The sequence below is a fragment of the Streptomyces tyrfis genome (assembly GCF_037034285.1).
In the GTDB taxonomy this organism is placed as follows: Bacteria; Actinomycetota; Actinomycetes; order Streptomycetales; family Streptomycetaceae; genus Streptomyces.
This window is the reverse complement of the sequence record NZ_JBAGJZ010000001.1, coordinates 419,513-433,666: the sequence shown is the minus strand read 5'-3', so window position 1 is coordinate 433,666 and position 14,154 is coordinate 419,513. Positions and strand designations below refer to the sequence as shown.

At 74.8% G+C, this 14,154-nt stretch carries 12 protein-coding genes; 5 read left to right on the top strand and 7 right to left on the bottom strand.

Features of this window, described 5'->3' with window-relative positions; translation table 11 throughout:
- Positions 1–180 precede the first annotated feature (180 nt).
- The gene (locus WA762_RS01900; protein WP_335932228.1) at positions 181–612 is read left to right on the top strand and encodes an Lrp/AsnC family transcriptional regulator; all 432 of its coding nucleotides are present in this window, start codon (positions 181–183) and stop codon (positions 610–612) included.
- On the opposite strand, the gene WA762_RS01895 is transcribed toward WA762_RS01900, so the two are convergent.
- The 4 genes from WA762_RS01895 to WA762_RS01880 form a co-directional block, all read right to left on the bottom strand.
- Positions 590–2,173: a sensor histidine kinase gene (locus WA762_RS01895; protein ID WP_443080491.1), complete on the bottom strand. Its 1,584-nt coding sequence runs from the start codon at positions 2,171–2,173 to the stop codon at positions 590–592. The genes WA762_RS01900 and WA762_RS01895 overlap by 23 nt on opposite strands.
- A 359-nt stretch (positions 2,174–2,532) precedes the next feature.
- Positions 2,533–3,570 (bottom strand): rod shape-determining protein, encoded by a 1,038-nt coding sequence (locus WA762_RS01890; protein ID WP_335932226.1) that lies wholly within the window; start codon positions 3,568–3,570, stop codon positions 2,533–2,535.
- A gap of 146 nt (positions 3,571–3,716) precedes the next feature.
- Complete coding sequence (locus tag WA762_RS01885; protein ID WP_335932224.1) at positions 3,717–4,280, bottom strand: hypothetical protein; 564 nt, start codon at positions 4,278–4,280, stop codon at positions 3,717–3,719.
- Between the two features lie 4 nt (positions 4,281–4,284).
- Positions 4,285–4,722, bottom strand: coding sequence for a MarR family winged helix-turn-helix transcriptional regulator (locus WA762_RS01880; protein ID WP_335932221.1), 438 nt, complete (start codon positions 4,720–4,722; stop codon positions 4,285–4,287).
- Positions 4,723–4,870: 148 nt separating this feature from the next.
- On the opposite strand from WA762_RS01880, the gene WA762_RS01875 reads away from it, so the two are divergent.
- From WA762_RS01875 to WA762_RS01865, 3 genes are all read left to right on the top strand, one after another.
- Complete coding sequence (locus WA762_RS01875; protein WP_335932220.1) at positions 4,871–5,890, top strand: NADP-dependent oxidoreductase; 1,020 nt, start codon at positions 4,871–4,873, stop codon at positions 5,888–5,890.
- A gap of 96 nt (positions 5,891–5,986) precedes the next feature.
- Positions 5,987–6,415: an organic hydroperoxide resistance protein gene (locus WA762_RS01870; protein ID WP_335932218.1), complete on the top strand. Its 429-nt coding sequence runs from the start codon at positions 5,987–5,989 to the stop codon at positions 6,413–6,415.
- A 142-nt stretch (positions 6,416–6,557) separates the two neighbouring features.
- Positions 6,558–7,397 (top strand): EI24 domain-containing protein, encoded by an 840-nt coding sequence (locus WA762_RS01865; protein ID WP_335932216.1) that lies wholly within the window; start codon positions 6,558–6,560, stop codon positions 7,395–7,397.
- A 123-nt stretch (positions 7,398–7,520) separates the two neighbouring features.
- Here WA762_RS01865 and WA762_RS01860 read toward each other — a convergent pair whose 3' ends face one another.
- Together WA762_RS01860 and WA762_RS01855 are read right to left on the bottom strand one after the other, a co-directional pair.
- A complete protein-coding gene (locus tag WA762_RS01860) occupies positions 7,521–9,473 on the bottom strand; it encodes a flavin monoamine oxidase family protein (RefSeq protein WP_335932214.1) in 1,953 nt (650 codons plus the stop codon).
- A gap of 105 nt (positions 9,474–9,578) precedes the next feature.
- Entirely contained in the window at positions 9,579–10,184 is a 606-nt protein-coding gene (locus WA762_RS01855) for a TetR/AcrR family transcriptional regulator (RefSeq protein WP_335932212.1), read from the bottom strand.
- A gap of 166 nt (positions 10,185–10,350) precedes the next feature.
- On the opposite strand from WA762_RS01855, the gene WA762_RS01850 reads away from it, so the two are divergent.
- The gene (locus WA762_RS01850; RefSeq protein ID WP_335932210.1) at positions 10,351–12,867 is read left to right on the top strand and encodes a beta-glucosidase family protein; all 2,517 of its coding nucleotides are present in this window, start codon (positions 10,351–10,353) and stop codon (positions 12,865–12,867) included.
- A 177-nt stretch (positions 12,868–13,044) separates the two neighbouring features.
- Here the strand turns inward: WA762_RS01850 and WA762_RS01845 are convergent, their stop codons facing one another.
- Positions 13,045–14,133 carry an aldose epimerase family protein gene (locus WA762_RS01845; protein WP_335932208.1) on the bottom strand — a complete coding sequence of 363 codons (1,089 nt, stop codon included), beginning with the start codon at positions 14,131–14,133 and terminating at the stop codon, positions 13,045–13,047.
- Positions 14,134–14,154 lie beyond the last annotated feature (21 nt).

Here is a 14,154-nt window from a genome sequence, read left to right as displayed (position 1 = left end):
AAGGGCTGCCGCCGGGCCGTTCCGGGGCCGCTGCCCCGCCGGACGCGTACCCGGGGCCGCGGACCCCGCGCCCAGGCGGGGTTCCGGTCGACGCGGCCCCGCGCCCGGACAGGTTCCGGCCGACGCGGCCCCGGGCCGTTCCCGCAGCCGCAAATGCTGCGAAACTGGGACAATTCATACATGGACCGTCTGGACAGGGAGATCCTCGGCCTCCTCCAGGAGGACGCCCGGATCTCGTACCGCGACCTGGGCGCACGGGTCGGGCTCAGCGCCAACGCCGCCGCGGACCGGGTGCGCCGGCTGCGGCGCGACGGTGTGATCCGCGGCTTCACCGTGATCATCGACCCGGCCGCCGACACCCGTACGGGCCTCGTCGTCTTCATCGACGTGACGCTGCGGATCGACACGGCGAACGAGACGTTCGAGCGGGCCGTGCTCGCGCTCCCCGGCATCACCGAGGTGGTGCACGTGACCGGCGGCCACGACTACCTCGTACGGGCCACCGTCGCGGACACCGCCGCCCTGGACGGTCTGCTGCGCAGGCTGAAGCGGGAGGCCGGGGTCGCGCACTCCAACACCCGGGTGGCGCTCAGAGCGGCGCCTGCCAGATGAAGGTCGACGAGCGCGAGCCGTCCTCCTCGCGGCCGTCGTCGGCCACCGCCAGCCGCACCGCGGGCCGCCCGTCCGGTCGTGCGGCCGTCGCGTCCACCTCCACCTCGATCGCGGACACCCCGGACCGCCGGTGCGCGGCGGCGAGCGCGCCCCGCAGCGCGGCGAGCAGCTCCCCTTCCACGGGCTCCCGCACCAGCGCGTCGACCGCCCCGGTGAAGTGCACCGACGGCGGGAAGCCGAGGACGGCGGCGGCGCCCCCGGTCTCCCGCAGCACCCGGCCGCGGAAGCCCGAGGGGACCTCCGCCGGCGGCTGCTGAAGGGCGAAGATCGCCGTCCGCACCTCCTGGATGGTGGAGTCCAGCTCGTCCACGGCCCGGTCGAGCAGCTCGTCCGTCTCCGGCGACGGGGCCCTGCGCCGGGTCGACTCCAGCATCATCTCGGTGGCGAACAGCCGCTGGACGACGAGATCGTGCAGGTCGCGGGCGATCCGGTCCCGGTCCTCGTACACCGCGAGCTGCTCCCGGTCGTGCTGCGCGTCCGCCAGGACCAGGGCGAGCGCGGCCTGCGAGGCGAACTGCGAGGCCAGCTGCCGGTCCAGGGCCGTGTACGGGGGGCCGCCGCGCCGCCGGGGCAGGGCGAGGGTGCCGATCAGGCGTCCGCCGCTCTGCAACGGCAGCATCATGCTGGGACCGAACCTGGACCGCACATGCGTCGTCATCCGCGGGTCGGACGCCGAGTCGTCGATGAACACCGGCTCCCCGCCCAGCAGTTGGACCAGCACCGGGGAACCCGGCTCGATGGTGGCCCCGACGATCCCGGCCGGGTCGTCGCGGGTGGACGCGGTGACGATCTCCATGCCGCCCTCCTCGGTCGGCTGGAGGATCACCCCGGCGTCGGCGCCGGCGAGCACCCGGGCCGCCTCGGCCACGGTCATCAGCGCGTCGGCCGCGTTCCCGCCGGTCAGCAGGGCGGTGGTGACGGCGGCCGCCCCCTCGATCCAGCGCTCCCGCTGCCGGGCCTCCTCGTACAGCCGCGCGTTGCCGATCGCGGTCCCGGCCCGGGAGGCCAGCACCCGCAGCAGCGCCATGTCGGTGTCGGTGAACCGGCCCACGCGCTTCTCGGCGAGGTAGAGGTTGCCGAACACCTGGTCCTGGACCCGGATCGGGGTCCCGAGGAAGGAACGCATCACCGGATGGCCGGGCGGCACTCCGCTGGAGCGGGGGTCGGCGGCCAGGTCGTCGGAGCGCAGCGGCCACGGCTCGTCGATGAGGACGCCGAGCATCCCCGTGTGCCCGCTGGGCAGATCACCGATGCGGCGGCGCCCGGCGTCGTCGATGCCGGAGGTGAACAGCTCGGAGATGGCGCCGTGTTCCGGGTCGAGCACGCCGAGCGCGCCGTACCGGGCCCCGGTCAGGCCGGTCGCGGTGTCCACGATCTGCTGGAGGGTGGCCCGCAGCCCGAGGTCGTTCCCGACGCCCAGCACGGCCTCCAGCAGCGCCGGCAGCGGGGACGACGAGGCGTCCCGGCCCGCGCCGGCTTCCACGCCCGCGCCGGCTTCCACGCCCGCGCCGGCTTCCACGCCCGCGCCGGCTTCCACGCCTGCGCCGGTTTCCGCGCCTGCGCCGGTTTCCGCGTCTGCGTCGGCTTCCGGGTCCGCGCCGGCTTCCACGTCTGCGCCGGCTTCCGCGCCCACGCCCGCTTGCACGTCTGCGCCGGCTTCCGCGCCCGCGCCTCCTTCCGGCCGCGCGCTCCCGCCCGGGGACGACGGGGTCCCGCCCGGGGGCGACGGGGTCGTGCCCGGGGGCGACGGGGTCGTGCCCGGTTCCGGCGGCGCGGGCTCCCCGCTCCGCGCCTCCCCGCCCGGCTCCGCCGCGCCGGGCTTCGACGTCTCCTCGGTCATGCGCACACCCCCCGTGGTGCTCAGCAGGCGAGCGGGTCGAGAACCAGCGGCTCGATCTTCCCGTCCAGCATCGCACCCAGCCCCAGTACCGAGCACACGTCCGGCCGCTCCGCGATGTGCACGGGCACACCGGTCGCCTCCCGCAGCATCTGGTCCAGACCCGGCAGCAGCGCGCTGCCGCCGACCATCACGATCCCGCACTCGGTGAGATCGGCCACCAGGTCGGGCGGGCACTCGCGCAGCACCTTGCCCAGGCCGTCGAGCACCGAGGTCAGTGGGGCGTGGATCGCCCCCCGGATCGAGGCCGTGTCCACCCGCACCGAGCGCGCCAGCCCGGTCGCCACGTCCCGGCCGTGGATCTCGGTCACCTCGGGCCCGCGTTCCGTCAGGCCGGTCTCGCTGAGCGCCAGTTGGAGCGGGCGCACGGACTGGCTCGGCAGCATCAGCTCGTGGTGCTGCCGCAGATGCTGGATCACCGCGTGATCGATGGCGTCGCCGCCCACCGGCACCCGTACGGCGGTCACGATCGACCCCAGCGACAGCACCGCGATCTGAGTGGTCGCCGCCCCGCACACCATGATCATGCTGGCGGTCGGCTGCTCGACGGGAAGCCCGCAGCCCACGGCCGCCGCGATCAGGGTGTCGACCAGCTCCACCCGCCGCGCCCCCAGCCCGACCAGGGTCTCCACGGTGGCCCGCTGGGCGAGCGGATCGCTGTCGTGCGGAGTGCAGGCGGCGGCGCGCAGCCGGGGCTTGCGGCGCAACTGGCGGCGCAGTTTCTCGCCCAGCAGCTGACGCAGCATCCGCTGGGCCATCTCGATGTCGATGACGGTCCCGCCGCTGACCGGACGGGTCACCCGGATGTAGTCGGGGGTGCGGCCCGTCATCTGCTCCGCGAGCCCGCCGACCGCGATCAGCGAACCGGTACGGGTGTTCACGGCGGCGACACTCGGCTCGTCGACGACCAGCCCCAGCCCCTTCACGTACACGCGGGTCCGGGCGGCCCCGAGGTCGACGGCGACATGGCAACGGCGCAACTGCTCAAGGCTGACGGTCACGGCGGGTTCTCCCGGGAGCGCGGACGTACGCCGGCGGCCACCGGCTCTCTCGCATCGTGCGCCGTTCGGAGTCATGCCGCGCGTCGTGGTGAGCCGTAGGGGGTACGGGACCGATGGAGTGACGGCGCGGCGCGCGGCGGCCGGGCTCACCCGGGCAGCAGTCGCTGGAACAGCCCCCAGGAGAACTCCGCGACGCGCTGCTCCCCGGTGCCGGGCGCGGTGATCTCCAGCGCCCACCGGGTCGGCGCCCCGCCCTCCATCGGGCGGGCCGGCGGGAAGGCCCGGGCCACCTCGTCCACCGTCGCCGACCAGGGGCGCAGCTCCTCGACGGCCCGCAGTTCGGGGCCGGGCGCGCCCGCCGCCCTGACCAGCCACTCGTTCCAGACGGCCCCGCCCGGCGCGACCATCACCTCGAACCGCAGATCCGGCCAGAGCGGCACCGGCCACCGCAGCGCCTCGCACTCCAGGTCCCCGACCGTGCGGGCCGCCGCCGACTCGGGCTCGCCCAGCACCGAACGGTAACGGCGCAGCGCGCCCCGCCCCCGGGGCGCCCGGACCATGGCCTGCCAGCGGCGGTTCGCCTCCCGCATCTCGGCCGCCGAGGCGCCCAGCTCCCGCCGCGCCTCCTCGACCAGACCGGGCTGGTGGTCGGCCATCCGGCGCAGCAGGACGAGCTGGAAGTCGCGGGGACCGAACGGCGGCGTGTTCATGGAGTCAATGGTCCCCCGGCTCCGCCAGCATCCGCCGCAGCAGGTCCCGCAGCGTCCGCCGGTCCGCGTCCGAGAGCTCGGCCAGCGGCTCCCGAGCGAAGGTGAGCGCGGCGCGCAGCCGCTCCGCCGTGCGCACGCCCTTCTCCGTCGGGGCGGCCAGCTTCACCCGGCGGTCGGCGGGATCCGGCCGTCGCTCCACCAGGCCCCGCGACTCCAGCCGGTCGACGATGCCGGTGACGTTCGACGGCTCGCACTTCAGCTTCTGCGCGATCCGCCGCATCGGCATCGGCTCCAGGGCGAGCAGCCCCAGGACGCGCGCCTGGGCGCCGGTGAGCGAATGGGCCGCCGCGGCCTCGTCGTACTCCTCGTAGTAACGCGCCACGACGGTACCGATGAGCTCGACGACTTCGAGGGTCAGCGGGTCTGAACGGGGGGTCGCCATGGGGTCCAGGATAGCCGGTTGCTTGACAACCTGAAATATTTAGGAGCATGGTTGTTTCAGGTCCTGAAGTATTTCCGTTTCCCGGGGGCGGACCCTCCCCGGAACGAAGCTTCCCCACCCCGTGAGGCATTGAGGAGATTCCGAGCCCATGTCCGCAGCACTTCCCCCCACCAGCCGCGAATGGCACCTCGTCGCCCGTCCCCACGGCTGGCCGAAGGCCGAGGACCTCGCGCTGCGCGAGGCGCCGGTCGCCGCCCCCGGCGAGGGTCGCGTCCTCGTGCGCAACCTGTACTTCTCGGTCGATCCCTATATGCGCGGCCGGATGAACGACGTGAAGTCGTACACCCCGCCCTTCGCGCTCGACCGGCCGATGGACGGCGGCGCGGTCGGTGAGGTCGTCGCCTCGAACGCGCCGGGCCTCGCCGTCGGCGACCATGTGCTGCACGGCCTCGGCTGGCGGGAGTACGCGGAGGTCCCGGCGAAGCACGCGGTGAAGGTCGACGCCTCGCTGGCCCCGCTCCCCGCCTACCTCGGCGTGCTCGGCATGCCCGGCCTCACCGCGTACGCGGGGCTCTTCGAGGTCGCCTCGTTCAAGGAGGGCGACGCCGTGTTCGTGTCCGGCGCGGCCGGGGCGGTGGGCAGCCAGGTCGGGCAGATGGCGAGGATCAGGGGCGCCTCGCGGGTCATCGGCTCGGCCGGCTCCGACGAGAAGGTCGCGCTGCTGCTGGACGAGTACGGCTTCGACGCGGCCTTCAACTACAAGAACGGCCCGGTCGCCGAGCAGCTGCGCCACGCCGCCCCCGACGGCATCGACGTCTACTTCGACAACGTCGGCGGCGAGCATCTGGAGGCGGCGATCTCCTCGCTCCACGTGCACGGCCGGATCACCGCCTGCGGCATGATCGCCCAGTACAACGCCACCGAGCCGACCCCGGCCCCGCGCAACCTCGCCCTGATCATCGGCAAGCGGCTGCGCATCCAGGGCATGCTCGTGCGCGATCACGACGAGCTCCAGCCGCGGTTCGTCGAGGAGGTGGCCGGCTGGCTGGCCTCGGGCGAGCTGAAGTACCGCGAGACCTTCGTCGAGGGCATCGAGAACGGCTTCGACGCCTTCCTCGGCCTGCTGCACGGCGAGAACACCGGAAAGATGATCGTCTCCCTCGTCTGACGGGAGCACCGGGCGCCCCCGTCACCCGATAGGCTCGGTCCAGGCCGCCGCGATCACGGGCGCGAGTCGCGGCGTACAGCAGGAGGAATCCTCAGCATGACCATTTCGGACGTCAATGTGCTCTACACCGCCGTCGCCACCGCCGAGAACGGCCGGGACGGCCGGGTCTCGTCCGACGACGGCAACCTCGACGTCGTCGTCAACCCGCCGAAGTCCATGGGCGGAAGCGGCGCGGGCACCAACCCGGAGCAGCTCTTCGCCGCCGGGTACAGCGCCTGCTTCCAGGGCGCGCTCGGCGTCGTGGCGCGGCAGGAGAAGGCCGACGTCTCCGGCTCCACGGTGACCGCGGCGGTCTCCATCGGCAAGACCCCCGAGGGCGGCTTCGGGCTGGAGGTCGCGATCAGCGCCTCCATCCCGAACGTGGACGAGGCGACGGCGCGTTCGCTCGTCGAGAAGGCCCACCAGGTGTGCCCGTACTCGAACGCCACGCGCGGCAACATCAAGGTGGAGCTGTCGGTCGCCTGACCCCGCCCACCCGCCGTACGGAACGAACCGGGGGCCGCATCCGCGCGCGGGGATGCGGCCCCCGGTTCGTTCCCGGAGCCGGCCCGCCGGCCCGCCGCCGGGCCGTGTCCGGGGCCCGCCCCGTCGCCAGTACGCTGACGCCATGCGTGATCTCGGGGCGGGCCTCCGTTACCTGGTGGCGGGGCAGCGTTGGGTCGGCCGGCACGGCCGCTGGTTCGGCTTCGGGCTGCTGCCCGGCCTCATCACCCTGATCCTGTACGCGGCGGCGCTCGTCGGCCTCGGCTACGGCGCCGACGACCTGGCGGCATGGGCGACCCCGTTCGCCGACGGCTGGTCCTCGCCCTGGTCCGGGCTGCTCCGCACCACCCTGACCGTGCTGGTCTTCGCCCTCGGGCTCTTCCTCGCCGTGATCACGTTCACCGCCGTGACCCTGCTGATCGGCCAGCCCTTCTACGAGTCGCTGTCCGAGGAGGTCGACCGGGCGGAGGGCGGCGACGTCCCCGAGTCGGGCCTTCCGCTGTGGCGGGAGCTGTGGATCTCGGCCGTCGACAGCGTCCGGGTCCTGGTCCGGGTGGGGCTGTACTCGCTGCTGCTGTTCGCCCTCGGGTTCCTGCCGGTGGTCGGGCAGACCGTCGTCCCGGCGATCGGCTTCTGCGTCACCGGCTACTTCCTCGCCGAGGAGCTCACCGCCGTCGCCCTCCAGCGGCGCGGCATGGCGCTGAAGGACCGGCTCGCCCTGCTGCGCGGCCGCCGCCTGCTGGTCCTCGGCTTCGGCGTGCCGCTGGGGCTGGCCTTCCTCGTCCCGTTCGTCGCGGTGTTCCTGATGCCCGGCGCCGTCGCCGGGGCCACCCTGCTGGTGCGGGACCTGGCGGCGCCCGGCGGCGACGACGGCGGCGCGGCCGGGAAGAGGGACGCGGACGGGGGCGTGGGCGCCGACGCCGCGGGGACGGCCCCCGCACCGTACGCCCCCGGCCGGGGCTGACCCGGCCCCGCGCCCACACCCGCCCGGGGCCCGCTCCCGCCCGGGGCCCGTGCCCGCCCGGGGCCCCGGGCCCGCCCGGGGCCCCGGGCCCGCCCCGCGCCCCCGCTCCCGTGGCCGCCCGGCTCAGCCGGCGTGCACCTCCAGCGCGGCCCGGACCGCCGACTCCAACGCCCCCTCGATCCAGGCGGGCTTGACCGAGGTGTGGCAGCCCGCGAAGTACAGCGGCCCCTCGGCCGACCGCACATGGGCGAGCAGCTCGGTGTGCTGGCCCGGGAGCAGCACCGACGCCTCCCCGTACGCGTACGGGTCGCGCATCCAGGACTGGGTGGCGCCGACGCCCGTGTAGAAGACCTCGACGCGCTGCCCGTACACCTCCTGGACCCCGGCCAGGGCGTGCGGGTAGCGCTCGTCGTCGTCCAGCGAGTCCCACTTCAGCGCGTCGTCGGCCCAGCTGTACGAGGCGAGGACCACACCGCCCGCGCTGCCCTCGACCGGATGGGACGGCTGGAAGACGAAACGGTTGGGGTTGTCGGTGACCGAGCCGCCGCCGATGACGTGCGCCGCCGCGGGCTGGTCGCGGCCGGCGGCCCGGTACGCCGCGTAGTGCACCCTCTGGTTGGGCGGGAGGTGGCCGGACGGCACCGACGGGTGGGCGCCCAGCAGCGAGCCGTCGGCCGGCGCCCTGCCGTGCCGGTAGGCGTCGTACAGACCGGGCCTGATTCGCTCCAGCTCCCGCTTCCAGTCCTTCTCCTCGAACTCCCACCAGCGGCGGCTGAATTCGAGCAGCACCTTGGTCGCCGCGTCGTAGTGGATCTCGGTGATCGCGCGCCGCTTCCCGTACGACATCAGGGGGCTGACCGGGATGTGGCGCAGCCCCGAGAACGGGACGGTGACGATCGCCCGGTCCCCGGTGAACGTCTCACGCACCAGCGGCCTGCCGTCCCGGCCCTCGGAGACCGTCTCGACCCGGACGCCGTCCGGCCCGTGGTCGATCCGGGTGGCCCGGCGGTCCAGCCGTACCAGGTCCCTGACCTTCTCGTACATCGCGTCGGCGAGCGTGGCGGTGCCGCCCGGCAGCTCGAAGAAGGCCGTGTCCGGGCTGATCAGCGCGGATCCGATGAAGCTGTGCACGAAGGAGAGATGGAGCCGCGAGGTGAGGTTCTCGACCGTGCCGACGAGGTCGACGGTGCGCTCGTCGAGCTTGGCCGCCTCGGTCAGGAAACGGAACATCGACCAGTGGCCGTAGCGCTGGACGACCCGCGCCCAGCCCTCGACGAGCGCGCGGCCCTCCTTGCCCTCGAACTCCTCGCGCACGGGCGCGAACGCCTCCCGCAGGATCCTCGCGGCGGGCTTGTCCTCGAACCGCGCCGGGACGCCGAACGACCGGTTGACCGCGCGCGGCCGGGCCGCGTAGTCCGCCTTGCGCATCCGGACGCCGTTGACCTGGATCCAGGTGTGGTTGGCGGGGCGGCCCTGGGCGTCGACGTCGACCAGGTGGAAGCGGCGGCGCTTCAGCCCGAGGCCGTCGATGAGCCCGGTCACCAGCGGGTGGCTGTCCGGGATGCGCATCGCGCCGGCCTCGGCGTACTGCTTCGGGTCCGCGAACGGGGCCTTCGCGCGCTCGTGACCGCCCGGGCGGAACGTCTTGACGCGGCCGCCGACGCGGTTGCCGTTCGCCTCGATCACGGTGACGGCGTGCCCGGCGTCCCGGAGCAGCCGGGCGGCGGTCAGCCCGGCCGGGCCCGCGCCGACGACCAGCACCTTCCTGGGGGCCTTGCGGCCGCGCGGCAGGCCCTTGGACAGCAGGACGTCCCGGTAGTACGGGACCAGCGACCGGTCGTGCTCGTCGCGCACCAGAATGGCGCGGGCGACGTGCAGACAGGTCTCCCAGTCCGAACCGGCGGCCGCGGGCGCGAGCACGGGCCCGGACGCGGGGGAGCGGTCGGCGGCGGGAGCGTCGGCGGTCGCGGTGCCGGACGCGGTCGTGGCGAGTGCCGCGGCACCGGCGGCGGCGCCCGCGATCACGGAACGGCGGGAGGGCGGGCCGGAGGTGGATCCGGCGGGCTCGGAAGTCATGCGCCCACCCTGGTCCGCGCGCGGCGCCGCAGGTGCCTGAACGCGCGTAGACCGAACGGAAATCACCCGTAGGTGTGGCGCAACTTCCTTGTGAATACGCCTAGTTCAAGCCTCGGTCGAGGGTGGCGGCTGCTCCCCGGTGGTCGGCGCCGGCGCGCCCAGCAGCGCCAGGAAGTCGCGGAACGCGGCGGGCATGTCCACCGCCCGGGGGTCCAGCAGCCACTGGTACTGCAGCCCGTCCATCACCGCCACCAGCAGCGGCGCCGCGCGCTCGGGGCTGAGGCCGCCCGGCAGCCGCTCGCCGTACTCCGCGCGCAGCGTCGCCGCCATGCTCGCCCGGACCTGCGCGTAGCGGCGGGTGAAGAACTCCCGGGCCGGGTGCTCCTCCGTCACGCTCTCGCCGAGCAGCGCCGAGAACGTCTGCACGATGCCGGGCCGCATCGCGTTGTACTCCACGAGCGAGCCCAGCAGCTCGGTCCGCCAGGCGCCGTCGCCCCGGACGCCGCCGGTGTCCCACTGGTCGCGCTCCTCCAGCACGGCGAGGAGCAGCGCCTCCTTGGTCGGGAAGTAGTGCAGCAGCCCCTGCTGGCTGAGGCCGACCCGCTCGGCGACGGCGTTCAGCGAGGCGCCGCGGTAGCCGCGCTCGGCGATCACCTCGAACGCGGCGCGGAGGATCTCCGCCCGCCGTTCCGTGCCTCTGGCCCGCGCCATCGCCCCGGCCCCTTTCGCTGCCGCGCCCGTCCGTCCCGCTCCGAGGACCGTACGCCATCCCGATATCACGGAACGGTAACGAAACCTACTGTTTCACTGGTCCGGGGGTCACCATGGGAGACCGCAGGTCCAGGACAGCCCGGGACACCGACGAGGAGGCACGGCAGTGGCCGACGCGCCCGCATCCGCATCCGCCCATTCCGACGACGAGGCCCGCGAGGTCGTGGTCGAGGCGGCGCTGGCCGCACTCGGCCTCGACGACAAGGCCCGGCTGCTGGCCGGGCAGGACATGTGGTCGCTGCCCGCGCTGCCCGCGATCGGCCTGCGCTCCCTGGTGATGTCCGACGGCCCGATCGGGGTCCGGGGGGTCGCCTGGAGCGCCGACGACCCGTCCGTCGCGCTGCCCTCGCCCACCGCGCTCGCCGCGGCCTGGGACCCGGGCCTCGCCCGCCGGGCCGGCCGGCTGCTGGCCCAGGAGGCCCGCCGCAAGGGAGTGCACGTCCTCCTCGCCCCGACCGTGAACCTTCACCGGTCCCCGCTCGGCGGGCGGCACTTCGAGGCGTACAGCGAGGACCCGTACCTCACCGGGGAGATCGGCGCCGGCTATGTGCGCGGCGTGCAGGACGGCGGCGTCGGCACCACCGTCAAGCACTTCGTCGCCAACGACGCCGAGACCGACCGCTTCACCGTCGACAACGTCGTCGCGCCGCGCGCCCTGCGCGAGATCTACCTCGCCCCCTTCGAGCGGATCGTCAGGAACGCCCGTCCGTGGGGCATCATGTCCGCCTACAACCGGGTCAACGGCACCACCATGACCGAGCACCGCTACCTCCAGAACGCGGTGCTGCGCGGCGAGTGGGGCTTCGACGGCTTCGTCGTCTCCGACTGGCTGGCCGCCCGCTCCACCGTCGCCGACGCCGAGGGCGGCCTCGACGTCGCCATGCCGGGGCCCAGGACCGTGTACGGCAAGGCGCTGGCCGACGCCGTACGGGCCGGCGAGGTCGAGGAGTCCGTCGTCGACGGGGCGGTCCGCAATGTGCTGCGGCTCGCCGCCCGGGTCGGCGTCCTGGACGGCGCCCCGCCCGCCGTCGCCCCGGCCGGCCTGCCCGCACCCGTCGACGGCGAAGCGCTGGCCCGCGAGATCGCCCGCCGCTCCTTCGTCCTGGTCCGCAACGAGCCCGCCGGGGGCCCCGGCCGCCCCGCGCTGCCCCTGGACCCGGCGGCCGTGCGCACGGTGGCGCTCAGCGGGGCGCTCGCCCGGGACGCCCGGGTCCTCGGCGGCGGCTCCGCCCAGGTCTTCCCGCAGCACGTCGTCCCCCCGCTGGACGGCCTCGCCGCCGCCCTCCCCGGGGGCGTCCTCGACTACCGCGTCGGCGCCGACCCGAACGACGAACTCGTGCCCGCCGAGAAGGGGTTCGAGCTCCGGGCCGTGTGCCGCGACGCCTCCGGGGCCGTCCTCGGCACGGCCCCGCTGCACGACGGCGCCGTCCAGTGGATCGGCGACGGCCTCCCCGAGGGCGTCACCCGCCAGACGCTGCACAGCGTCGAGGTCACCGGCGTCTTCGTCCCGCGCGACAGCGGCGAACACGTCTTCGGCACCCGCGGCACCGGGGCGTTCCGCCTCACCGTCGCGGGCGAGACCCTGTACGACGAGGTCCACCGGGTCACCGGCTCCACCGACCCCGGCGAGGCGTTCTTCGGCAACCCGCTGGAGCGCGGCCGGATCACCCTCACCGCGGGCGAACCCGTCGAGGTCTCGCTGCGCCAGCTCCCCGACACCCTGGGCGACGACGCGGCCATCCCCGGAGTCTCGTTCTCCCTCTGCCACCTCGGCCCGCGCCGCGACCCGGCGGAACTGATCGCCGAGGCGGTCGAGTCGGCCCGCGCGGCGGACGCCGCGATCGTCGTCGTCGGCACCACCGAACGCGTCGAGTCCGAGGGCTTCGACCGCACCTGCCTGAAGCTCCCCGGCCACCAGGACGACCTGGTCGCGGCCGTCGCCGCGGTCAACCCCAACACCGTCGTGATCGTCAACTCCGGCTCCCCGGTGGAGCTGCCGTGGCGCGACGAGGTGGCCGCCGTGCTCCTGGCCTGGTTCCCCGGCCAGGAGGCCGGACACGCCCTGGCCGACGTGCTGCTGGGCGCCGGGGAGCCGGGCGGACGCCTCCCCACCACCTGGCCGGCCGCGCTCGCCGACGCCCCCGTCTCGAACACCACCCCCGCCGACGGCGAACTCCGCTACGACGAGGGCGTCTTCGTCGGCTACCGGGCCTGGGAGAAGGCCGGGACCGCGCCCGCGTACCCGTTCGGCCACGGCCTCGGCTACACCACCTGGGCGTACGAGGGCCTGACCGCCGGGCCCGACGGCGCCGTCGTCCGTCTCCGCAACACCGGCGCCCGCCCCGGCGCGGAGACCGTCCAGCTCTACCTCGCCCCCCGGGGCGGCGCCGCGGCCGGACGCCCGGCCCGCCACCTGGCCGGCTTCGCGCGCGTCGAGGCCGCCCCCGGCGAGAGCGCCGAGGCGGTGATCCCGGTCGAGCGGCGGGCGTACGAGATCTGGGACGAGGAGGCGTACGCCTGGCGGCTCGTCCCCGGCGACTACGAGGTGCAGGCGGCCCACTCCCTGGCCGACGTGCGCCTGACCGCGACCGTGACCGTCCCGGCCCCGGAGGACGCCCGGTAGCGGCCCCGGACCGGCCGGGCGGAGCGGCCCCGACAGCCGGAGAGCCCCGGAACAGCACCCGACCCCGCCCCGGGGCTCTCCTCGATCCGCACGCGGTGCGCCCGCCACCCGGACCTGGCCGCCGGGCGCGGGGTTCGCGCGCCCGGCGGCCGGCGTGCCCGGGCCGGCGCACCGGGGTCAGCGCACCCCGAACCCGTACACCGTCGTCGAGGCGAACTCCTCGCCCGGCCGCAGCACCGTGCTCGGGAATCCCGGCCGGTTCGGGGAGTCCGGGAAGTGCTGGGTCTCCAGCGCGATCCCGGCGCACGGGCCGAACGGCCGCCCGTCGAAGTGGTCCGCCGTGTACAGCTGGAGCCCCGGTTCCGTCGTGGCGACGGTCAGGACCCGCCCCGAACCCGGGTCGTACAGCTCGGCCGCCGGAGCCGCGCCGTCCGCGCCTCCCGTGCCGCCGCCGTCCGCGCCGAAGCCGTCCAGCACGAAGTTGTGGTCGTAGCCGGGCCCGACCGGCCTCGGCTCGCGGAAGTCGAACCGCGTCCCGTCCACCGGCAGGAACGCACCCGTCGGCAGCGACTCCTCGTCCACCGGCGTGATCCGCCCGGCCGCGATCCGCAGCACCTGCCCCAGCGCGTCGCCGCCCGCGCCCGGGGCCGGGCCCGCGCCCGGCCCGTCCGCCGCGTCCGCGCGCCCGTCCGGGCGCACGCCCGCCAGATTCCAGTACGTGTGGTTCGTCAGGTTCAGCACGGTCGGGGCGTCCGTCGTCGCCCGGTACGCGATCCGCAGCGCCCCGCCCTCGTCCAGGGTGTACGCCGCCGAGACCGCCAGACGCCCCGGGAAGCCCTCCTCGCCGTCCTCGGAGACCAGGGACAGCTCCACACCCCCGGCGACCTCCCGCGCCCGCCACACGCGCTTGTCGAAGCCCCGGGCGCCGCCGTGCACCTGGTTGCGCCCCTCGTTGCGCGTGAGCCGGTGCGTGCGCCCGTCCAGTTCGAAACGCGCCCCGCCGATCCGGTTCGCGTACCGCCCGACCAGCGCGCCGAAGTACGGGCCGGGGAACGCCAGGTACCCGGCGAGATCCGGCAGGCCCAGCGCCACCTCCGCCCGGGACCCGTCCCGGCCGGGCGCCGCCACCGACTGCACGATGCCGCCGTACGTCAGCACCCGCACCCGTACGCCGTCCCGCTCCAGCGTCCAGCGGTGCACGACGCCGCCGTCCGCGAGGCCGCCGAACTCCTCCGCACGTACCACCGTGCTCGAACCCATGTTCATGATCACAGACCTTAGACCGAC